The sequence below is a fragment of the Jiangella alba genome, from assembly GCF_900106035.1.
Classification (GTDB): Bacteria; Actinomycetota; Actinomycetes; order Jiangellales; family Jiangellaceae; genus Jiangella; species Jiangella alba.
Genome location: NZ_FNUC01000004.1, coordinates 265,752 through 286,037, shown reverse-complemented (window position 1 = coordinate 286,037; position 20,286 = coordinate 265,752). Strand labels below are relative to the sequence as shown.

General features: G+C 73.1%; 17 protein-coding genes. 9 read left to right on the top strand and 8 right to left on the bottom strand.

All coding sequences use genetic code 11. The features are described from left to right. Nucleotides 1–8: 8 nt before the first annotated feature. Nucleotides 9–425 (top strand): DUF6463 family protein, encoded by a 417-nt coding sequence (locus BLV02_RS19140; RefSeq protein WP_069109675.1) that lies wholly within the window; start codon nucleotides 9–11, stop codon nucleotides 423–425. On the opposite strand, the gene BLV02_RS19135 is transcribed toward BLV02_RS19140, so the two are convergent. Further along, nucleotides 382–1,629 carry an APC family permease gene (locus tag BLV02_RS19135; protein WP_069109674.1) on the bottom strand — a complete coding sequence of 416 codons (1,248 nt, stop codon included), beginning with the start codon at nucleotides 1,627–1,629 and terminating at the stop codon, nucleotides 382–384. The two genes, BLV02_RS19140 and BLV02_RS19135, sit on opposite strands and share 44 nt — an antisense overlap. Before the next feature lie 149 nt (nucleotides 1,630–1,778). Between BLV02_RS19135 and BLV02_RS19130 the strand changes: the two genes are divergently transcribed. The 4 genes from BLV02_RS19130 (at nucleotide 1,779) to BLV02_RS19115 (ending at nucleotide 4,742) form a co-directional block, all read left to right on the top strand. Beyond that, nucleotides 1,779–3,053, top strand: a complete 1,275-nt coding sequence (locus tag BLV02_RS19130; protein ID WP_083288299.1) for a glycoside hydrolase family 15 protein — start codon at nucleotides 1,779–1,781, stop codon at nucleotides 3,051–3,053. Nucleotides 3,054–3,539: 486 nt separating this feature from the next. Next, the gene (locus BLV02_RS19125) at nucleotides 3,540–3,899 is read left to right on the top strand and encodes a helix-turn-helix domain-containing protein (RefSeq protein ID WP_069109673.1); all 360 of its coding nucleotides are present in this window, start codon (nucleotides 3,540–3,542) and stop codon (nucleotides 3,897–3,899) included. A 5-nt stretch (nucleotides 3,900–3,904) separates the two neighbouring features. Beyond that, nucleotides 3,905–4,366 carry a hypothetical protein gene (locus BLV02_RS19120; protein ID WP_074946538.1) on the top strand — a complete coding sequence of 154 codons (462 nt, stop codon included), beginning with the start codon at nucleotides 3,905–3,907 and terminating at the stop codon, nucleotides 4,364–4,366. A gap of 37 nt (nucleotides 4,367–4,403) precedes the next feature. After that, a complete protein-coding gene (locus BLV02_RS19115; RefSeq protein WP_069109671.1) occupies nucleotides 4,404–4,742 on the top strand; it encodes a DUF2516 family protein in 339 nt (112 codons plus the stop codon). On the opposite strand, the gene BLV02_RS19110 is transcribed toward BLV02_RS19115, so the two are convergent. Beyond that, a complete protein-coding gene (locus BLV02_RS19110) occupies nucleotides 4,727–5,749 on the bottom strand; it encodes a serine hydrolase (protein ID WP_069109670.1) in 1,023 nt (340 codons plus the stop codon). The two genes, BLV02_RS19115 and BLV02_RS19110, sit on opposite strands and share 16 nt — an antisense overlap. 236 nt (nucleotides 5,750–5,985) lie before the next feature. Here BLV02_RS19110 and BLV02_RS19100 point away from each other — a divergent pair, with 236 nt between their 5' ends. Further along, complete coding sequence (locus tag BLV02_RS19100; RefSeq protein ID WP_069109668.1) at nucleotides 5,986–8,529, top strand: ATP-dependent Clp protease ATP-binding subunit; 2,544 nt, start codon at nucleotides 5,986–5,988, stop codon at nucleotides 8,527–8,529. Between the two features lie 63 nt (nucleotides 8,530–8,592). Here the strand turns inward: BLV02_RS19100 and BLV02_RS19095 are convergent, their stop codons facing one another. Further along, nucleotides 8,593–8,961: a hypothetical protein gene (locus BLV02_RS19095; RefSeq protein ID WP_069109667.1), complete on the bottom strand. Its 369-nt coding sequence runs from the start codon at nucleotides 8,959–8,961 to the stop codon at nucleotides 8,593–8,595. A 143-nt stretch (nucleotides 8,962–9,104) separates the two neighbouring features. On the opposite strand from BLV02_RS19095, the gene BLV02_RS19090 reads away from it, so the two are divergent. After that, a complete protein-coding gene (locus BLV02_RS19090) occupies nucleotides 9,105–9,845 on the top strand; it encodes an HAD-IIA family hydrolase (protein ID WP_069110223.1) in 741 nt (246 codons plus the stop codon). Here BLV02_RS19090 and BLV02_RS19085 read toward each other — a convergent pair. The 4 genes from BLV02_RS19085 to BLV02_RS19070 form a co-directional block, all read right to left on the bottom strand. After that, nucleotides 9,829–11,565: a serine hydrolase domain-containing protein gene (locus BLV02_RS19085; protein WP_069109666.1), complete on the bottom strand. Its 1,737-nt coding sequence runs from the start codon at nucleotides 11,563–11,565 to the stop codon at nucleotides 9,829–9,831. The two genes, BLV02_RS19090 and BLV02_RS19085, sit on opposite strands and share 17 nt — an antisense overlap. Then, nucleotides 11,562–12,842 carry an exo-beta-N-acetylmuramidase NamZ family protein gene (locus BLV02_RS19080; protein ID WP_069109665.1) on the bottom strand — a complete coding sequence of 427 codons (1,281 nt, stop codon included), beginning with the start codon at nucleotides 12,840–12,842 and terminating at the stop codon, nucleotides 11,562–11,564. The genes BLV02_RS19085 and BLV02_RS19080 overlap by 4 nt, the downstream gene beginning before the upstream one ends. A 29-nt stretch (nucleotides 12,843–12,871) precedes the next feature. Then, nucleotides 12,872–14,686 (bottom strand): glycoside hydrolase family 3 protein, encoded by a 1,815-nt coding sequence (locus tag BLV02_RS19075; protein WP_069109664.1) that lies wholly within the window; start codon nucleotides 14,684–14,686, stop codon nucleotides 12,872–12,874. 828 nt (nucleotides 14,687–15,514) lie between these two features. Then, complete coding sequence (locus BLV02_RS19070) at nucleotides 15,515–16,396, bottom strand: HhH-GPD family protein (RefSeq protein ID WP_069109663.1); 882 nt, start codon at nucleotides 16,394–16,396, stop codon at nucleotides 15,515–15,517. Nucleotides 16,397–16,671: 275 nt separating this feature from the next. Between BLV02_RS19070 and BLV02_RS19065 the strand changes: the two genes are divergently transcribed. Together BLV02_RS19065 and BLV02_RS19060 are read left to right on the top strand one after the other, a co-directional pair. Then, nucleotides 16,672–17,835 (top strand): hypothetical protein, encoded by a 1,164-nt coding sequence (locus BLV02_RS19065; RefSeq protein WP_069109662.1) that lies wholly within the window; start codon nucleotides 16,672–16,674, stop codon nucleotides 17,833–17,835. 111 nt (nucleotides 17,836–17,946) lie between these two features. Further along, a complete protein-coding gene (locus BLV02_RS19060) occupies nucleotides 17,947–18,570 on the top strand; it encodes an alpha/beta fold hydrolase (protein WP_074946536.1) in 624 nt (207 codons plus the stop codon). Between the two features lie 558 nt (nucleotides 18,571–19,128). Here the strand turns inward: BLV02_RS19060 and disA are convergent. Continuing rightward, on the bottom strand, nucleotides 19,129–20,223 hold the full coding sequence (gene disA, locus BLV02_RS19055; protein WP_141711408.1) for a DNA integrity scanning diadenylate cyclase DisA: 1,095 nt from the start codon (nucleotides 20,221–20,223) through the stop codon (nucleotides 19,129–19,131). Nucleotides 20,224–20,286 lie beyond the last annotated feature (63 nt).

Here is a 20,286-nt window from a genome sequence, read left to right as displayed (position 1 = left end):
ATGGCATCATGACGCACGCCGCGCGCCGTCCCCTCGTCGGCTGGTCGCTGCTGGTCATCGCCGGCCTGCACGTCCTGAGCGCCCCGATGATCTACCCCGACTCACTGCGCTCGACGTGGGAGGCCGGCGTCGTGCTGGCGGTCGAGGCCGATCCCGCCCTGATCGCCGAGCGCGGCGTGGGCTTCTGGTACGTCACGGCCGGCCTCGGCGTCGCCCTGCTCGGCGGCCTGGTGCGGTCTATGGAGCGGCGGGGTGACGCGCCGCCGCGCGGGCTGGGCTGGGGGCTGCTGGGGCTGACCGTGTGGGGCGTCGCGCTCATGCCGGTCTCGGGGTTCTGGGCCTTCCTCGTCCCGGCCGTCCTGACGTTGCGGCAGCCGCGGGTCACGGCCCGGCGCGTCGCCGCAGGATCGCGCGGACGGCCATGACGACGGCCAGCCCGGCGGCGCCCGCCACGACCGTCCGCCACGGCAGCGACACCGCCAGCAGCACGCACGACGCCAGGCCGGCGGCGGACAGCCAGCGCGGCCACCGGCGCTCGTCCGGCCCGAGCCGCCACGCCGCCGCGTTGGCGACCGCGTAGTACACCAGCACCGCGAACGCGCTCGCCGCGAGCGTCGTCGCGAGATCGCCGACCAGCACGAACAACACCGTCACGACGGCGGAGGCCAGTTCGGCGACGTGCGGGACGCGACGGCGGGGGTGGACGGCCGCGAGCCGAGCCGGGAGGTCGCCGGCCGACGCCATCGCGAACGCCGTCCGCCCGACGCCGGCCTGCAGCGACAGCAGCGCGCCCAGCGCCGCCACCGCCGCGCCCGCCGCCACGACCGGCTCCAGCCAGGACGCCCCGGCGGCGGCCGCGACCGCTCGCAGCGGCCGCGCCGACTCCGCCGTCCCGTCCGCGCCGAGCACCAGCAGCACCGTCAGCCCGACCGCCGCGTAGAGCACGAGCGTCGCCGTCAGCGAGACGACGACGGCGCGGGGGATCGCCGCCGGGTCGCGGACCTCCTCGCCCAGGGTCGTGATGCGCGCGTACCCGGCGAACGCGTAGAACAGCACGGCGGCCGAGCCGAGCACCCCCGTGACGCCGCCCGACGGCCCGGACGACCAGTCCGGCGCCACCCCGGCGTCGCCCAGCCCCGTCACGACGACCGCCGCCAGCACCACGACCACCAGCGCCACGAGCACCGCGCCGACCCGCGCCGTCCGCGTCACCCCGGCCAGGTTCACCGCCGTCACGGCCGCGACGGCCGCCAGCGCCACCAGGACGTCCTGCGAGGGCCACAGGTACGCGCCGACCGCGAGCGCCGCCGTCGCGCACGACGCCGACTTGCCCAGCACGAACGCGTACCCCGCCAGCGCGCCCCACGCGTCGCCGAGCCGCAGCCGCCCGTAGTGGTAGGCGCCGCCGGCCTCCGGATGGACGGCGGCCAACTGGGCGGTCGACGCCGCGTTGCAGAAGGCGACGAACGCCGCGACGGCCAGCCCGGCCAGCAGCCACGCGCCGGCCGCCGACGCCGCCGGCTGCCAGGCGACGAAGACGCCGGTGCCGATCATCGCGGCCAGCCCGACCGCGACCGCGTCGCCGGTGCCGAGCCGTCTGACCAGCCGGGACTCTGGGGACGGGGCCACGGCACCATCCTGGACCCTCGAACCAACTCCGGGAGAACGGACGGCGGCCGAACCGTGACCGGGCGGAGAACGTCGCAATGGTCTGGACCACGTACGCTGGTGAGGTGCGATCGTCCCGCCGCCTCGGGTGGCGCATTGGGCTACCGGCGGTGATCCTCGTCATCGCCGCACTCAGCATGGCCCCGTCGCGCGGCACCGTCCTCCCGCTGCGGGCCGACGGCGTCATGGTCGAACCCGGCGGTGTGGTGGCCACGGTGCCGGCCGGATCCGACGCGGCGTTCGTGCCCGGCAGCAGCGTGCTCAGCTCCGCGAACCGGTCCGATCCCGCCGTCTCGGCCCAGATCGACGACGACCGCCGCTGGCTGTCCGACGGCGACATCCCCGGCCACGGCACCCGGTACCACGCGATGTCCGAGCGGGCGCTGCTCGACCTCCGCGCCCTGACGTCGCCCACCGGCGCGCTGATCGCCGCCCCCGTCACCGCCTGGCGGCACGTCTGGCCACGCGACGCGTCGTTCGCGGCCGCCGCCTACGCCGTCACCGGGCACGACGACGAAGCGGCCGACGTGCTCGGCTTCCTCGCCCGGGTGGCCCCGGCCGACGGCGAGTGGGAGGCGCGCTACCTCTCCGACGGCTCCGGCCCGCCCGACGACCGGCCCAAGCAGCTCGACAGCGCCGGCTGGGTGCTGTGGGCGGTGTGGCTGGTGTCGCAGACCGCCGAGCCTGACGTCGCGGCCGAGGTGCTGGAGGACATGCGGCCGGCCGTCATCGCGTCGGCGAACGCCATCGTCGGTTCCCTCGAGGACGACGGCCTGCCCGAGCCGTCGTCGGACTACTGGGAGAAGGAGGAGTCCGAGTTGACGCTCGGGGTGGCGGCGCCGCTGTCGCTCGGGCTGCGCTCGGCGCTCGCGCTGGCGCCGCAGCTCGGCGTCGAGGACCCGTTCGTCTGGAGCAACGCCGCCCGCCGCCTCGACGAGGCCGTCGCCCGCGAGTTCGGCGCCCACGGCTACCCGCGCACACTCCCCGACGGTGGCGCCGACGCCGCGGTGACGTTCCTCGCCCCGCCCTTCGCGCCGTCGACGCCCGAGGTCAGCGCGGCCGTGCGTGACACCGAGGTGGCGCTGCGGGTCCCCAACGGCGGCCACCGCCCCGGCGAGGCCTGGCGCAAGGACGTCGACGTCGCGTGGACGCCCGAGACGGCGCTGTTGGCGCTCGCGCTGGCCGGCAACGGCGATCGCGACGACGCCGACCGCCTGCTCACCTTCCTCGACGACTACCGCACGCCGCTCGGCTCGCTGCCCGAGAAGGTCGACTCCGAGGCCACGCCGGCCTCCGTCGCGCCCCTCGCCTGGACGTCGTCGCTGGTGCTGCTCACGCTGGCGGAGCTGGAGGACGGCCTCCCGGTCGTGCCCGCCGCCGACTGACGCTCCTCGGCGCCGCGCACTGCCGCCGCCGCCCGCTGCGCCGCCGGGCCAGCCGCTCGCCGCGCGAACGTTGTCGCCGCGCGAACGTTGTCGGCGCCCGCCCGTAGGGTGGGTGCCCTCCCAGCCGGGCGGGGACCGTACTCCGGCTGAAACGTTCAGGTCGCTGCCGTCCGGTGCGCCGCCGGGCCAGCTGCTCGCCGCGCGAACGTTGTCGGCGCCCGCCCGTAGGGTGGGTGCCCTCCCGGCCGGGCGGGGACCGTATTCCGGCTGAAACGCTCAGGTCGTCGCCGCGCACTGCCGCCGCCGTCCGCTGCGCCGCCGGGCCAGCCGCCCAGACTGGCCAGCCGCCCCCGACCGGCCCCCCGGAGCCAGCCAGCCGCTACCCCGCCGACCAAGCCGCCCCACCCGGCCGCTCCGTCCCGGTCCGCCCACCCCGGCGCTAGCCACCGTTTGCATCTGCTTGCAAAAGTTAGCTACAGTCGAAGCATGACGAAGGCCGGCATCGGCGAGTTCCTCCGCGACCAGCGGCGCACCGCGCAGCTGTCGCTCCGGCAGCTGTCCGACCTCGCCGGCGTCAGCAACCCGTACCTCAGCCAGATCGAGCGCGGCCTGCGTAAACCGTCGGCCGAGGTGTTGCAGCAGATCGCGAAGGCGCTGCGCATCTCCTCCGAGGCGCTCTACGTCCGGGCCGGGCTGCTGGACGAACCCAGCGGCGACCACAGCGTCGAGGACGCCGTCCTGGCCGACCCCGGGCTCGACGAGCAGCAGAAGCGGGCGCTGCTCGACGTCTACGCATCGTTCCGGGCCGCGAACGCCGCGCGCCACGGCGCCGAGAAAGAAGGGTGATCCCCATGACCACCGACACCACGAACACCGACCGCAAGCCCCTCTACGCCGCCGCCGGAGCCGCCGAGGCCGCCGTCCAGGCGCTGCGGGAGCTGCCGGCGAAGGTCACCGAGGCCGTCAACGACGAGAAGCTGCGCGACGAGTTCCGCGCGCGGTTCGCCGAGCTGCCGGCCGACGTGAAGGCGTTCCGCGAGGGCCTGCCCGACCTTCTGCTGTCGGCGCAGGCGAAGGCCGCCGACCTGCCGCAGAAGGTGCGCGAGCTGCTGGCCGACGCCGGTCGCGAGGCCGGCAAGGCCTACGAGCAGTTCGCCAGCCGCGGCGAGGGCGTCGTCACGAAGCTGCGCTCCGACTACGGGCCGGCCGTCGAGCACGCGGTCGCGAACGTGCGCGACCGGGTGGCCGACGCCGCCGACGAGGTGGCCGAGATCACCGAGAAGGCGGCCGACGACCTGAAGCCCAAGCGCTGACCTCGGCGCACGCCGGTAGATCACGTAGAGTTGCGCCATGGGCCCCAACGCTTTCGGTGACTTCCAGTCCTGGATCCTGGTGCTGCTGGGCGTCGGCGCGCTGGGGTTGAAGGGGTACGCGTTCGTCGACGCGCTCCGGGTGCCGACGCAGGCGTTCCCCGCCGCCGGCAAATGGAGCAAGACCATCTGGCTGGCGATTCTGGGCGTCGCCACCCTCATCGAGATCGCGCTGTTCCCGTCGCCGCTGTTCTTCGTGAACCTGCTCGGCGTGGTCGGCGCGGCCGTGTACCTGGTCGACGTCCGGCCGGCGGTGCGGCAGTACGGCGGCGGCCGGCGCGGCGGCAACACCCACGACGGGCCCTACGGCCCCTGGTGACCGGCCAGTAGCGCGAACGCGTCCGCACCCAGCGCGAAGAACGCGTCGGCGTCCGCCAGCGCGCTCGTGGACGTCGCCGCGGCCTGCATGACGAACACGTATCGCTGCCCGTCGGCGCGCTCGCCGTACCACGACGCCGTCAGCACGCCGGGCGCGCTGCCGCCCTTGTAGCTGACGTAGGGCCAGTCGCCCTCGTCGATCGTCACCCCGCGGTTCCGCCCCAGCACCGCGCGCAGCACGGGGTCCTGCGACGTATGCAGGGCGGCCTGCGCCGCGCACACATCCAGGGCGGAGCCGAACCAGTCGACGCCGGAGTCCCAGACCGGGTCGGTGATGTCCGGCCCGGACACCCGCAGCGGGCCGCCGGGCAGCGCCGCCAGCATCCGCGTCCGCGCCGCCGCACCGGCCCCGGCCCAGTCGTCCCGCAGGTCCAGCGGCCCCCAGCCGACGGTGAAGAACTCGCGCGTGGTGAGGAACGGACGGTTCAGCTGCGGCCGCGCGTGCCCCATGGCCGTCATCGCGTCCTCGACGGCGGCCCGGCCGACGCGGTCCATCAGCAGCTCGGCGCCCGTGTTGTCGCTGACCGCGATCATCATCGCCGCCGCCCGCTCCACCGAGACCGCGGTGCCGTCGGGCAGGTCCTGCAGCTCGCCGGACGGCAGGCTGCGCAGCCCGCCGTTGACGGTGAGCTGGTCGGTCCAGGCCAGCGACCCGGCGTCGACGGCGGCCGCGGCGGCGCCCAGCACGTACAGCTTGAAGATCGACGCCATCGGCCGCGGCGTGGCGGGGTCGAGTTCCGCCACCGGCTCGCAGCGCCCGGAGTCGTCGACGCGGGCCGCCACCATGCCGACGTCGGCGTCGAGGGCCGCCAGCCGGCCGCTCAGGTCGTCCCAGGAGGTCGCGGCGGCGGGGGACGGGGTGACGTGCGTCAGCGCCGGCTCGTCGTCGGCCGCGCAGCCCGCACACAGAGCCACGAACGCCGCGAGAGTGACGGCGGCGCGGCGCATCGGGCTACTCTACGGAACTTCGCCCGCAGCGAACTCCGGGGTCAACAGGCTCATCGAGTGGAACATCGGGTACCCGGCGTGGTGTTCTTGCAGGCACAGTAAGTACGAAGGATCCGTCGCCGCCGTCTCGCTCCGGGACCACCGCGGAGAGAGAAGCGGCCGGCGGATATAGCATCGAATGGTCAGATGTGGAGTCCCCGTCTCCACAGCCGACCGCTCGGCAAGGAGCGCCACTGATGTTCGAGAGGTTTACCGACCGCGCGAGGCGTGTTGTCGTCCTGGCCCAAGAAGAGGCCCGGATGCTCAACCACAACTACATCGGCACCGAGCACATCCTCCTGGGCCTCATCCACGAGGGCGAGGGTGTGGCGGCGAAGGCGCTCGAGAGTCTCGGCATCTCGCTCGAGGCCGTGCGCCAACAGGTCGAGGAGATCATCGGCCAGGGCCAGCAGGCGCCGAGCGGGCACATCCCGTTCACGCCGCGGGCCAAGAAGGTGCTGGAACTGAGCCTGCGCGAGGCGCTGCAGCTCGGCCACAACTACATCGGCACCGAGCACATCCTGCTCGGCCTCATCCGTGAGGGCGAGGGCGTCGCCGCCCAGGTGCTGGTGAAGCTCGGCGCCGACCTCAACCGCGTCCGCCAGCAGGTCATCCAGCTGCTGTCGGGCTACCAGGGCGGCAAGGAGGCAGCCACCGCCGGTGCCGGCCCGCAGGGCGAGGCGCCGTCCAGCTCGCTCGTTCTCGACCAGTTCGGCCGCAACCTGACCCAGGCCGCCCGCGAGGGCAAGCTCGACCCGGTCATCGGCCGCGAGAAAGAGATCGAGCGGGTCATGCAGGTGCTGTCCCGCCGCACCAAGAACAACCCCGTCCTCATCGGCGAGCCCGGCGTCGGCAAGACCGCCGTCGTCGAGGGCCTGTCGCAGGCCATCGTCAAGGGCGAGGTGCCCGAGACGCTGAAGGACCGGCACGTCTACACGCTCGACCTCGGCGCCCTGGTGGCGGGCTCCCGCTACCGCGGTGACTTCGAGGAGCGGCTGAAGAAGGTCCTGAAGGAGATCCGCACCCGCGGCGACATCATCCTGTTCATCGACGAGATCCACACCCTCGTCGGGGCGGGTGCCGCCGAGGGCGCCATCGACGCCGCGTCCATCCTGAAGCCCATGCTGGCCCGGGGTGAGCTGCAGACCATCGGCGCCACCACGCTCGACGAGTACCGCAAGTACGTTGAGAAGGACGCCGCTCTCGAGCGCCGGTTCCAGCCCATCCAGGTGCAGGAGCCGACCCTCGCCCACACCATCGAGATCCTCAAGGGTCTGCGCGACCGCTACGAGGCGCACCACCGGGTGTCCATCACCGACGGCGCGCTGGTCGCGGCGGCGCAGCTGGCCGACCGCTACATCTCCGACCGGTACCTGCCCGACAAGGCCATCGACCTCATCGACGAGGCCGGTGCGCGGCTGCGCATCCGTCGCATGACGGCGCCGCCGGACCTGCGCGAGTTCGACGAGCGCATCGCCGACGTCCGTCGTGAGAAGGAATCGGCCATCGACTCGCAGGACTTCGAGAAGGCCGCGTCGCTGCGCGACAAGGAGAAGCAGCTCATCGCGCAGAAGATCGAGCGCGAGAAGCAGTGGAAGGCGGGCGACCTCGACGTCGTCGCCGAGGTCGACGACGAGCTGATCGCGGAGGTGCTGGCGTTCTCCACCGGCATCCCGGTGTTCAAGCTCACCGAGGAAGAGACCTCGCGGCTGCTGCACATGGAGGACGAGCTGCACAAGCGGATCATCGGCCAGGAGGACGCCATCTCGGCGCTGTCCAAGTCGATCCGCCGTACCCGCGCCGGCCTGAAGGACCCGAAGCGTCCCGGTGGCTCGTTCATCTTCGCCGGCCCGTCCGGTGTCGGTAAGACCGAGCTGTCCAAGACGCTGGCCGAGTTCCTGTTCGGCGACGAGTCCGCGCTCATCCAGCTCGACATGAGCGAGTTCTCCGAGAAGCACACCGTCTCGCGGCTGTTCGGCTCGCCGCCCGGCTACGTCGGGTACGAAGAGGGCGGCCAGCTGACCGAGAAGGTGCGCCGGCGTCCGTTCTCCGTCGTGCTCTTCGACGAGGTCGAGAAGGCCCACCCCGACATCTTCAACTCGCTGTTGCAGGTGCTCGAGGACGGCCGGCTCACCGACGCGCAGGGCCGGGTCGTGGACTTCAAGAACACCGTCATCATCATGACGACGAACCTGGGGACCCGCGACATCGCCAAGGGCGTCAACCTCGGCTTCTCGGCCGGCGACGACACCACCGGCAGCTACGAGCGCATGAAGGCCAAGGTCACCGACGACCTCAAGCAGCACTTCCGGCCCGAGTTCCTCAACCGTGTCGACGACATCGTCGTGTTCCACCAGCTGACCCGCGACGAGGTCCTGCGCATCGTCGATCTTCGCATCGCCGAGCTCGACGAGCGGCTGCGCGACAAGGACATGGGGCTCGAGCTCACGCATCCGGCGAAGGAGCTGCTGGCCAAGCACGGCTTCGACCCCGTGCTGGGTGCTCGGCCGCTGCGCCGCACCATTCAGCGCGAGATCGAGGACACCCTGTCCGAGAAGATCCTGTTCGGCGAGCTCAAGGCCGGCGAGCTGGTTCTGATCGACGTCGAGGGCGAGGGCGCCGAGGCGGCGTTCACGTTCACCGGCAGCCCGAAGTCCGAGCTGGCCGACGTCGCCACGCCGGTCGGCGCCGGTGCCGCCAGCGGCACGGCAGCGGCGACCAAGCGCGAGAAGACGTCGTAACGACCGTCACGACGACAACGGCCCCGGAGCATCCGCTCCGGGGCCGTTTCGCGTGCTGAGCGGTCAGCTCATGTCGATGTCGCACTCGTCCTGAACGTTCTGGGTGATGTTCTCGAGCGCCGTCATGGTCTCGGTCATGGCGTCCTCGTCGACCGACTCGGGGTCGGAGGCGGCCTCGAGGGAGGACGCGAACGTCTCCCAGTCGCCCTTGATGTCGTCGGGCGCGGCGTCGACGATCTCCTGGATGCGGTTGGAGAACTCCTCCATCGCCTCCGGGTCGGTGGGGTCGGCGTCGGCCAGCGACGAGTCGTCCTCGGCGGCGTTCAGCAGATCGCAGTACTCCCCGCCGCCGTCGCTGCTACACGCGGTGAGGCCGAGGACGAGAGCGGCCGCGGCGCCGAGCAGCGAAGCGGACCGGGTGGATCGGGACATCGTGGAACTCCTATGCAAGGGGGTGCGTGATTGGTCAAACCCCGGCGACCCTACCCGATCCGTCCGACAGTGAGGGAACGAACGCGCCACGTCCTAGAGTGGTGCGCGTGAGCGACCGCGAGATCGAGTGCTGGCTGACCGACATGGACGGCGTCCTCGTGCACGAGGACCGCGCCATCCCGGGCGCGGCGGACTTCCTGCGCCGCCTCGTCGACCGCGAGCGGCGCTTCCTGGTGCTCACCAACAACTCCATCTACACGCCGCGCGACCTCGCCGCCCGGCTGGCGCGCAGCGGCCTCGACCTCCCCGAACAGTCCATCTGGACGTCTGCGCTGGCGACGGCGCAGTTCCTCGACGACCAGCACCCGGGCGGCACGGCGTACGTCATCGGCGAAGCCGGGCTGACCACGGCGCTGCACGAGATCGGCTACGTCCTCACCGACATCAAGCCCGACTACGTGGTGCTGGGCGAGACCCGCACCTACTCGTTCGAGGCCATCACCCGGGCGATCCGGCTGATCGGCGAGGGCGCCCGGTTCATCGCCACCAACCCCGACTCCACCGGCCCGTCGCAGGACGGCCCACTGCCGGCCACCGGCGCCGTCGCCGCCATGATCACCCGGGCCACCGGCCGCGACCCGTACTACGTGGGCAAACCGAACCCGATGATGTTCCGCAGCGCGATGAACGCCATCGAGGCGCACTCCGAGATGACGGCCATGGTCGGCGACCGCATGGACACCGACGTCGTCGCGGGCATGGAGGCCGGCCTGCGCACCTACCTGGTGCTGACCGGCTCCACCGCCCGCGCCGACATCGGCCGGTTCCCGTTCCAGCCGAACCACGTGGTCAACTCGGTGGCCGACCTCATCGACGTGATCTGACCCAGCCGTCGGCCACGAACCGGTCCGGGTGCCGCTCGCCGTCGAACACCGGCTTGCCGCGGGTGCGCACCTTGACGCCGTCGACGTAGACGCCGCGGCCCTGGTAGAGCGCGTCGGTGACGTAGCGCCAGCGCAGGATCGTGTCGCCGTCGCCGGGTAGCCCGGCCCGCACCGTCCACCACTGCCGGCCCTGGTAGCCGCTGACGACGCCGTCGGTGGCGTCGATCGTCTCGCCGCCGGCCCGGGCCGAGAACGGCACCGGCGTCCAGGTGGCGCCGTCGTCGGTGGAGCGCTCCAGCGTCAGGGTGTCGGTCGACTCGGTGTCGACGAACAGGTCGAACAGCAGCGTCGAGCTGCCGGACAACTCGACCGGCAGGCTGAGCGTCGACGTCGTCGCGTCGCCCTCGTGTGCCCGCCAGGCGTCGTCGCCGGCCCGCGGTTCGACGGCCAGCGCGTAGGCCAGTTCGTGCGCGACCGCCCGCCGGGCCGGGTTGATGCTGCCCCAACTGCGCGACGGGTGCACGCGGTTGGTCAGCAGGATCACGAACGAGCGCGACTGCGGATCGACGACCATGCTCGTTCCGGTGAAGCCGGTGTGCCCGGCCGACGACGGCGACGCCAGCGCGTCCATGTACCAGCGCTGGTCCAGCTCGAAGCCGAGGCCGTGCGCGTTGCCGGGGAAGGCGGCGTTCTCGTCGGTGAGCATCGCTTCGACGGTGTCCGGCCGCAGGATCCGCTCGCCGCCGTAAGCACCCCCGTTGAGGATGGCCTGCGCCAGCCGGGCGAGATCCTGCGCCGTGCCGAACACGCCGGCGTGCCCCGCGACGCCGTTCAGGGACCACGCGTTCTCGTCGTGCACCTCGCCGCGGACCATGCCGCGCGGCGGCGCCGCCTGGAACTCCGTCGCGGCGATGCGGTGCAGTTCGGACGCGGGCGGGTTGTAGCCGGTGTCGGTCATGCCGAGCGGCCCGGTGACGCCGCCGGCGACCAGCTCGTCCAGCGGCTCACCGGTGACGGTCTCGGCGATCAGCCCGGCCGTGATCATGTTGAGGTCGGAGTAGAGGTACGTCGTCCCGGGCGGGTTCGCCGGGGTGGTGTTCAGGACGGCGGCGATGCGCGCCTCCGGCGTCGGCCAGTCCCGCCACAACGGCAGCCATGCGACCAGCCCGCTGGTGTGCGTCAGCAGCTGCCGGACGGTGATGGCCTCCTTGCCGTTGGCGGCGAACGCGGGCAGGTACCGGGCGACCGGCGCGTCGAGGTCGACCCGGCCGGCCTCCACCTGCTGCAGCACGACGATCGTCGTGAACAGCTTCGACACCGAGGCGAGGTCGTAGATGGTGTCGGTGCCGGCCGCGACCCACTCGTCCTGCGGCAGCTCGCCGCCGGCGTTGTCGGTGAACCGCAGCGCCCAGCCGGCGGCGTCCTCGGCGACGACGCGGCCGTCGTGCGCGGCCAGCACCGTCATGCCGGAGTACAGCGGGTGGGCGGTGCCGGGCGGCGTCTGGGTGTACGACGCGGCGGCCTCGACCAGCGCGTCGACGCGATCCTCGTCGAGGCCGACGTCGCCAGGATCGGCCGCGCGCAGCGTGGTGCGCGGCGACATGAAGTCGTCGTGCGGGCGGTCGAACCGGGCGTCGTCGCCGCCGGCGCCCGCGGGGACGCCCGCGCCGAGCAGGGCCGTCGCGAGCGCTGTGACCAGGATGACGCGGCGCGCCGTCATCGCCGGCCCCGGTAGAGCAGGTACGGCTGGCGGCGCCGGTCGAACTCGGCCAGCTCGTCCTGCCACGAGGCGACGATATCGTCCGTCGACGCCCCCGCGTCGACCATCACCCGCAGCCGCTCCGACCCGTGCAGCTTGTGGATGAAGCCGTCGCTGGTGCCGCCGCCGCGCCAGGCGAACGTGTCCGGATACCGGCCCTTCGCCGCGACCAGCATCGCGACGCCGGTGCGGACCGGGTCGAACGCGGCCGGGTCGGTGACGTGCAGCTGGACGCCCCCGTTCACCACGCCGACGTTCTTGCTGATCCACGGCACGAAGTAGGCCTCGCGGAAGTCGACGCCGGGCAGCCCGGCCGCGTTGAGGTCGTCGGCCCAGTGGTAGGTGCCGTACGGCGCGCCGATCAGCTCGAACGGCCGCGTGGTGCCGCGGCCCTCCGACGCCGTCGTCCCCTCGAACACGCAGGTGCCCACGTAGACCTGCGCGGTCTCGGGGGTCGGCATGTTCGGGCTGGGCAGCACCCACGGCAGGCCGGTGTCGGCGTAGCGGGAATCGGGCCGCCAGCGGCGCATCGTCACGACCTCGAGGTCCTCGACGGAGGCGCCGGCGTCGTCGGGCAGGAACTCGGTGTTGAAGAACCGGGCCAGCTCGCCGACCGTCATGCCGTGCTGCTGGACGATGTAGCGCTGACCGATGCCCGACTCGAACCCGGGGAACAGCATCGGTCCCCGGGCCGAGCCGCCGACCGGATTCGGCCGGTCCAGCACGACGAACTTCAGCCCCATGCGGGCGGCCGCGCGCATCGCCGACCACATCGTCCAGATGTAGGTGTAGAACCGGGCGCCGACGTCCTGGATGTCGAAGACGACGACCTCGACGTCCGCCTCGGCGAACATCCGCATGAAGCCGGCCTCCTGCGCGCCGTACGCGTCGTACACCGTCACGCCGGTGCGCGGGTCGATCGTCGTCTCCTCCGCCTCGCCGGCCTGCGCCGAGCCGCGGAAGCCGTGCTCGGGGCCGAACACGCCGACGATGTTCACGGCGCCGGAGGCGACCATGCTGTCGACGATGTGCGACGCGTCCGGGAGGATCCCGGTCGGGTTCGAGATGACGCCGACGCGGTGGCCGGACAGCGCCGTCCAGCCGTCGTCGGCCAGCCGCTGCGCGCCCGTCAGCACGGCCCTCGCCGGGTCGTTGCCGGTGGCGAACGCGACTGACGGGGCGGCGACGACGGCGGCGCCTGCGGCACCGGCGGATGCGATGAACGTACGGCGGTCCATGGGGGCTCCTCGGTGTGTGCGGGCGGGGGTCACCAGGTGAGGCCGTGGCCGATCGGGTAGAGCACGCTGCCGTCGGCCGCCGGGACGACGACGGGCAGCCGTCCCGCGGGGGAGATGGCGCCGGTCAGGACCTTCGCGACGCTGCGCATCGACACCGTCGTCGACGAGTAGGCGGCGAGGAACCCGGCGGACTCGGGCAGGTAGGCGACGTCGTAGGCGTTGCGGACGGCGACCGCGACGACCGGGTGACCGGTGGCGGCCAGCTCGGCGACCAGGCGGCGCTGCCGGCCCTGCGGGTCCGTCGTCAGCGTGTCCCAGGCGTTGGACGTGACGACGACGGTGAGGTCGTGGGCGGGCGCGGCCTGGACGGCGGCGGCGATGGCGGCGTCGCTGGGCCGGGTGCCGACCGCCTGGGTCGTCGCCGTCGCGCCCTGGGCGGTCAGGGCGGCCGCGAGGTCGTTGCCGGCCGCCGTGTTCGTCGTGACGACGTTGACGCTGCTGGCAGGTGCGACCGGCAGGATCGCCGCGCCGTCGGCGCCGGTGTTGCGCAGCGCCGTGACGGTCGGGTCGGTGATGCGCTGGGCGGCGGCCTGGTGCGCGCGGACGCCGACCGTCCGGTCGACGCGGTCGACGTCGACCTGCTCGTCGCCGGTGATGCCGCGCTTCCACTTCAGTTCCAGGATCCGCTCGACGCTCTCGTCCAGCCGGTCCTCGCTGATCTCGCCGTCGCGGACCGCCGCCAGCACCGCCTGGTACATGACGTCCATGTCGCCGTCCTTCGGCACCAGCAGCTGGTCGACGCCGGCCTGCAGCGCGAGCACCGGGACGCGGTCCGGGCCGAAGCCCTGGCGCACGCCCTCCATGTTCAGCGCGTCCGTCACGACGACGCCGTCGTAGCCGAGCTCGCCGCGCAGCAGCCCGGTGATGATCGGCTCGGACAGCGTCGCCGGGACGCCGGTCGGGTCCAGGCTGTCGACGACGATGTGCGCCGTCATGATCACGTCGATCCCGGCGTCGACCGCCGCCTGGAACGGCGGCGCGTCGATGGCCTCCCACTCGGCGCGCGTGTGGTCGATCTCCGGGACGCCGTAGTGGCTGTCCGTGCTGGTGTCGCCGTGGCCGGGGAAGTGCTTCGCCGCGGCCGCGACGCCCTGGCCGTTCTGGTACCCGGCCACCTGCGCGGCGACGTACGCCGACGCCATCGCCGGGTCCGAACTGAAGCTGCGGACGCCGATGACCGGGTTCTCCGCGTTCACGTTGACGTCGGCGACCGGCGCGAAGTTCTGGTTGATGCCGACGGCGCGCAGCTCCCTGGCGGTGATCTTCGCGGCCTCGCGGGCGGCGTTCGTGCTCTGGCCGGCCGCCAGCGCCTGGGCGCCCGGGAACTGCGTCGCCGGGGCCGGCATGCGGGCGACGATGCCGGTCTCCTGGTCGGTGCTGATGATCAGCGGCGGCCCGCCGTCCTCCGTCGCCGTCCGCTGCAGGCCGTTGGAGAGCTGGGCGACCTGCCGCGGGTTGGTGACGTTGCCGGACCAGGCGAAGTAGATGACGCCGCCGAGGTGGTACTTCTGCACCACGTCCGCGGGGGTGTCGACGCCGTAGGCGGCCTGGTTGCTGGCCCGCTGCGCGTCCGTGACGGTGTGCGCGTCGGCGCCGTACACCTGGACCACGAACAGCTGGCCGACCTTCTCCTCCAGCGTCATGCCGTCCAGCTGGGCGGCCACCCACTCCTCTCTCTCGTCGTCCGCGGACGCCGGCGCTGCCAGCGTCGGGGCGGCGATCAGCGCGGCGGCGGTCGTGGCCGCGGCGACACGTAACAGGCTGCGACGGTGCATCCGGGGCATGCGGGCCTCCCAGCGGGGATGGGCGGTTGCCGTTTTCAGCGAGCCAGCTTGTGGCGGAACGTAGCGAAATGATTACCGCCGGTCAAGAGTGGTCACGCCCCGAGGTCGTTTCGTTCGTCGTGCTACGGGTGCTACGGGCTGGATTCGTGGGCTGGTTCGTGGGTCGGGTTCGTGGCTGGGCCGGAAGTGGCGGCGCGTGCTGCGCCGGCTCCGCACCCGCCGCCGCCTCCTCATGGCGCGCTCGTGGGCCGGCTCCGCACCGGTCGGCGCCGGCTGGGTTCGTTGGCCGGGTCGGAGCGTGCGGTGGGCGCTGCGCCGGCTCCGCTTCGCGGCGGTGAAGCATGCCGCGTGCGCTCTTGACGCCGGCTCCGCACCCGCCGCCCCCTTCTCATAGCGCCCTCGTGAACCGGCACCGCCTCCGCCGTGCCGCCGCGTTGTCGCGGCGCGCTCGTGGTCCGGCGGCCCGCCCCGTCGGCACCTCCGCGAGTTGCGGGCGCCGCGCCGAACCGGCACCTCGAACCGCCGCGCCGAATCGGCACCTCGAACCGCCGCCCCGTCGGCACCTCCGCGAGTTGCGGGCGCCGCGCCGAACCGGCACCTCGAACCGCCGCGCCGAATCGGCACCTCGAACCGCCGCCCCGTCGGCACCTCCGCGAGTTGCGGGCGCCGCGCCGAACCGGCACCTCGAACCGCCGCGCCGAATCGGCACCTCGAACCGCCGCCTCGAACCGGCACCTCGAACCGGCACCTCGAACCGCCGCGCCGAACCGGCACCTCGAACCGCCGCGCCGAACCGCCGCCCCCCGTATCCTCAATCCCCCCGGGCCACTAAACCGGTCGGTCTAGTGGAGCGCCAGTCGGCAGGCGGAAGAGGTGGCCGTCGAGGGGCTCGACGAGGCCGTCGGAGACTAGGGCGTCGAGGGCGCGTTCGCGCTGAACCGGCTCCGCCCACGCCGCGTCCAGCAGATGCTTGGGCACGGGGCCGTCCGAGTCGCGCAGGATCGCCATCAGCCGGCCGCGGACCTGGCGGTCGGTGCCGTGCCAGGGCTGGCCGCGGCGTGGGGGACCGTCGTCCGGAGGGGAGCCGGCGAGGCGCCAGGCGCAGGATGTGGCCAGGGGGCACGACGAACAGCGCGGCGAGCGCGCCGTGCAGACCAGCGCCCCGAGCTCCATGACGGCGACCGCCCAGCGCGGCGCGGTCTCGGCGTCCGGCACGAGGTCCAGCGCCATGCGCCGCTCGGCCGCCGTGGGCGCGGGCGGCGGGTACTGCGTCCCGGCGACGGCGCGGGCGAACACGCGCCGGACGTTGGTGTCGAGGACGGCGTGCCGGGCGCCGAACGCGAACGACGCGACGGCGGCGGCCGTGTAGTCGCCGATGCCGGGCAGGGCGATGAGCTCGTCATAGCCGGAAGGCACCGCGCCACCGTGCCGGTCGACGATCGCGACCGCGGCCGCGTGCAGCCGCAGCGCCCGCCGCGGATAGCCGAGCCGCCCCCAGGCGCGGATCGCCTCGCCCGGCTCCTCGGCGGCGAGGTCGGCCGGCCGCGGCCACCGTCGCATCCATTCGTGCCACACCGGCTCGACCCGGACGACGGGCGTCTGCTGGAGCATGATCTCGCTCACGAGCACGCCCCACGGCGTCCGGTCCGGCGCGCGCCACGGAAGGTCGCGGGCGTGCGCGGAGTACCAGGAGAGGACGGCGGCGTGCATCAGCGCCGAGTCTAAACGCCTCCGGCGGGCCGGTCACAAAGGGTCGAAAAGGACATTCGAAAAAATCATCCGATGACGTTCCGCATAGGTCGTTGACTCATGATCACTCTCGTAGTTAGCGTCTCTGGCGCGCGATCATCTCATTGCGCACGGATAAATCCGGACTCTGTTCTCATTGAGGCCGGAATTGGGTAAGTGGAGAAGGAGCAAGCATGACTCTGGAAGCGACTGACCGGCGGCGTGTGCGTCGTGGTGCGGTCAAGGTGGCAGCGGGTGTGGCCGGCGCTGCGCTGGCCTGCTCGGCCGCCGGACTGCAGGCACAGGCCGCCGAGTCCGGCCAGCCCTCCGGGCCGGACCAGCGCTCCGGCGAGTTCAGGATCGCGGCGGACGGCTACTACGCCACCGCTCAGGTGCGGACCGGCGCGCAGGCGCCGCTCCCGGTGCAGGTGCCGGAGCTCGACGCGCACGTGACCGTCGGGCAGATCGAGTCCGAGGCCAACTCGGCCGGCGTCGAGGGCGAGGACGAAGGCGTCTTCTCCCGGGCGTTCGGCACCATCGCCAGCATCGGCGGCGCGGGCGCCGAGTTCGACGTCCCGTACCTGGTCGAGCAGGTCGCGCTGCCTGAGGAGGCAGAGTCGGCGACGTACGGCCTGCACGAGCTCGAGGTGCCGATCCTCGGCAACCTCGACGCGATCTCCGGTGAGGTCAAGGCGAACTGGAACGACGACCTCGTCACCGAGGGTGGCGAGGGTGGCGTGCTGACGTCGCTGTACTCCGGCGTCGGCGAGGTCGACCTGATCGACGTCGCCGACCTGGGTGCGGTGACGGAGCTGCTGCCGATCGAGCTGCCCGTCGGCAGCCCGGTCGTCACGGTCGGCGCCGGCCAACTGCTGCAGGAGACCGGCACCTTCCCGAAGGAGGACGGTTCCCTGGGCGCGTACGCCGAGGTCAGCGGTCGGTTCGCCGACCTCAGCGTGCTGGGCGGGGCGGCCAACGGCGGCATCTCGCTCGGCTTCGCGGGCGCCGACGACGGCGAGACGCCGAACGCGTGGGGCCGGCTGGAGGCGAACGGTGAGCCGGGCGGCGCGGCGTTCGACTACGAGCTGCCGGCCCTCGAGCTGCACGTCGGCGACAACGACGTCGTCCACGTCGAGCCGGGCTTCGACGAGACGTTCGACCTGGGCGGCCTGTCGGTGAACCTGAACTTCGCCGACTACCGCGACTCCGACACCGTCCTCGCCGAGGACGGCACGGTCGCGTCCGCGTCGGGCGGCGGCCTGTCGGTGCGCGTGACGGTCAGCGTCCCGGTGCCGGTCGTCGGCGACGTCGAGGTGGCCAGCGCCGAGGTCGGCCTGCTGAGCTTCCCCGAGCTGAGCGTCGAGGTGCCGCAGGGCGGCATCACCGGCGGCGCCGCCGCGGAGGCCGCGCGCTCGCTGTGAGACCTGGCACGGCGGCTCCACCCGTCGCCGTGACTGGAGAATGAGAATGACCTCGTGGGTCCGGCCCCTTCGCGAGAAGGCGGCCGGGCCCACGAGTCCGTCTGCGGCAGAATGAGGCGGGTGACGACGCTGCTGCTGGTGCATGGCGGGCTCTGGGAAGCGGGCATGGACGCCGACGCCTTCTGGCGGCGCCCCGGCGTCGTCGCCGCGCTGGAGGACCGCGGGTTCGACGTCGTCGCGCCGGACCGGCCGGTCCACGCGGCGTCGTGGGCGGACGAGGCGGAGCACTTGGCCAGGGCGCTGCCGGCGGAACCCTGCACCGTCGTCGCCGGGTCGAACGGCTGCCCGGCGGCGGTGCGGCTGGCGCTGGCCCGGCCGGACGCGGTCGCCCGGCTGCTGCTCGCCTGGCCCGCCACGGCCGGCGATCCCGCCGTCGACGCCCGGACGTCGGCCGCGCTCACGGCGTCGGGCGCCGCCCCGGAGGTAGTGGCGGGGCTGCTGGCCGGCGACACGCTGCGCGGCGTGACCGACGCCGCGCTGGCCGGGTTGACGGTGCCGCTCGGGTTGCTGCCGGCCGAGCCGGAGAACCCGTTCCACCAGCGGCGGACGGTGGACGCGCTGGCCCGGCTGGTGCCCGGCGCGACCGTGCTGCCCGGGTGCACGGAGCCGCCCCGGCCGGACTTCGCCGCCGACCTCGGCCGGTGCGCCGACGCGATGGCCGCGTTCGCCCGCTGACGTGCCGGCGCTGGCGTGGGCTGCCGGGTGGGGTGTGGGCTGGCGGGCGAGGCGTGGCGTGGCGTGCCCTGGCGGGTGGGGCGTGGGTGTGTGCTGACGGCGCGGGCGGCTGTTCGCGCGGAGCACGGTCCCCGCCCGGCTGGGAGGGCCACCCACCCTACGGGCGGGCACTGACAACGTCGTTCGACCGGCGCCGGTCGTGCCGCGGGGGGTGCCGGGCCCGCGCCGGCGGGAGAACGAAGGCGGCTGGGCGGTGGCGCGGCCGGTTGGCGGCGCGAGGCGGACGAAGGCGGCGCGCACCCGGGTGGTGCGTATAGGTGCTCATTGCAAAGGGCGCCGGCAGGTCACCGCTTCATGGTCGGCGGTGGCGGACGAAGGCGGCTGGGCGGTGGCGCGTGGCGGTCGGGTGGCGGCGTGAAGGGTGGGTGGCGCGGCCGGTCGGCGGCGCGAGGCGGACGAAGGCGGCGCGCACCCGGGTGGTGCGTATCGGTGCTCATTGCAAAGGGCACCGGCAGGTCACCGCTTCATGGTCGGCGGTGGCGCGCAGGCGGCTGGGCGTCAGACGTAGCGTTCGAGGATGCTGGACTCGGCCAGCCGGGACAGTCCCTCGCGGACGCTGCGGGCGCGGGACTCGCCGACGCCCTCGACGGCTTGGAGGTCGTCGACGCTGGCGGCGAGCAGCTTCTGCAGGCCGCCGAAGTGCTCGACCAGGCGGTCGATGACGCTGTCGGGCAGCCGCGGCACGCGCGCCAGCAGCCGGAACCCGCGCGGGCTCACCGCGGCGTCGAGCTGTTCGCCGCCGCCGGGGAAGCCGAGCGACCGGGCCACCGCGCCGAGGTCGAGCAGCTCGGTGCCGGACAGGGTGTCGAGCGCGCTGATGGCCTCGCCGAGGCTGCGCTTGCGGCGTCCGGACGGGGCCGGCAAGTAGTCGCGTATGACCAGCTCGCGGTCGGAGTCGACGCCGGCGACGAGCTCGTCGAGCTGCAGGCTGAGCAGCCGGCCGTCGGTGCCCAGCTCGACGACGTAGCCGTCGATCTCGACCGAGATGCGCCGCACCATCTCCAGCCGCTGCGCCACCGAGACGACGTCGCGGACGGTGACGAGATCTTCGATCTCCAGCGCCGACAGCGTGCCGGACACTTCGTCGAGGCGCAGCTTGTACCGCTCGAGCGTGGCCAGCGCCTGGTTGGCGCGCGACAGGATCTGCCCGGCGTCCTCGAGCACGTACCGGATGTCGTCGACGTAGATGGCGACGATGCGCATGGACTGGCTGACCGAGATGACCGGGAAGCCGGTCTGCTTGGCCACCCGCTCCGCGGTGCGGTGCCGGGTGCCGGACTCCGTGGTGGGGATGGACGGGTCGGGCACCAGCTGGGTGGCGCACTTGAGGATCTTCGTGCAGTCGCGGTCGACGACGATGGCGCCGTCCATCTTCGCCAGCTCGCGCAGCCGGGTGGCGCTGAACTCGACGTCGAGGCTGAAACCGCCGGTGGACATGGCCTCGATGGTCTTGTCGTAGCCGAGCACGACGAGGGCGCCGGTGCGGCCGCGCAGGATGCGCTCGAGGCCCTCGCGCAGGTTGGTGCCGGGCGCGACGGCTGCGAGAGCCAGGCGCAGTTTCGCGTCGGCGCCGGCTCGATCGATGCCTTGCACGTGACCCCTGTCGTGACCCGGACGGCTTGTCGTGATGAACAGTGTACGGTCGCGCGACGCCGG

Bases quoted from the DNA above. Each gene is read 5' to 3' on its own strand.
- BLV02_RS19140 (WP_069109675.1), top strand. From the start codon at position 9: ATGACGCACGCCGCGCGCCGTCCCCTCGTCGGCTGGTCGCTGCTGGTC.
- BLV02_RS19125 (WP_069109673.1), top strand. From the start codon at position 3,540: ATGACGAAGGCCGGCATCGGCGAGTTCCTCCGCGACCAGCGGCGCACC.
- BLV02_RS19120 (WP_074946538.1), top strand. From the start codon at position 3,905: ATGACCACCGACACCACGAACACCGACCGCAAGCCCCTCTACGCCGCC.
- BLV02_RS19115 (WP_069109671.1), top strand. From the start codon at position 4,404: ATGGGCCCCAACGCTTTCGGTGACTTCCAGTCCTGGATCCTGGTGCTG.
- BLV02_RS19110 (WP_069109670.1), bottom strand. From the start codon at position 5,749: ATGCGCCGCGCCGCCGTCACTCTCGCGGCGTTCGTGGCTCTGTGTGCG.
- BLV02_RS19100 (WP_069109668.1), top strand. From the start codon at position 5,986: ATGTTCGAGAGGTTTACCGACCGCGCGAGGCGTGTTGTCGTCCTGGCC.
- BLV02_RS19095 (WP_069109667.1), bottom strand. From the start codon at position 8,961: ATGTCCCGATCCACCCGGTCCGCTTCGCTGCTCGGCGCCGCGGCCGCT.
- BLV02_RS19090 (WP_069110223.1), top strand. From the start codon at position 9,105: ATGGACGGCGTCCTCGTGCACGAGGACCGCGCCATCCCGGGCGCGGCG.
- BLV02_RS19085 (WP_069109666.1), bottom strand. From the start codon at position 11,565: ATGACGGCGCGCCGCGTCATCCTGGTCACAGCGCTCGCGACGGCCCTG.
- BLV02_RS19080 (WP_069109665.1), bottom strand. From the start codon at position 12,842: ATGGACCGCCGTACGTTCATCGCATCCGCCGGTGCCGCAGGCGCCGCC.
- BLV02_RS19075 (WP_069109664.1), bottom strand. From the start codon at position 14,686: ATGCCCCGGATGCACCGTCGCAGCCTGTTACGTGTCGCCGCGGCCACG.
- BLV02_RS19070 (WP_069109663.1), bottom strand. From the start codon at position 16,396: ATGCACGCCGCCGTCCTCTCCTGGTACTCCGCGCACGCCCGCGACCTT.
- BLV02_RS19060 (WP_074946536.1), top strand. From the start codon at position 17,947: ATGAGGCGGGTGACGACGCTGCTGCTGGTGCATGGCGGGCTCTGGGAA.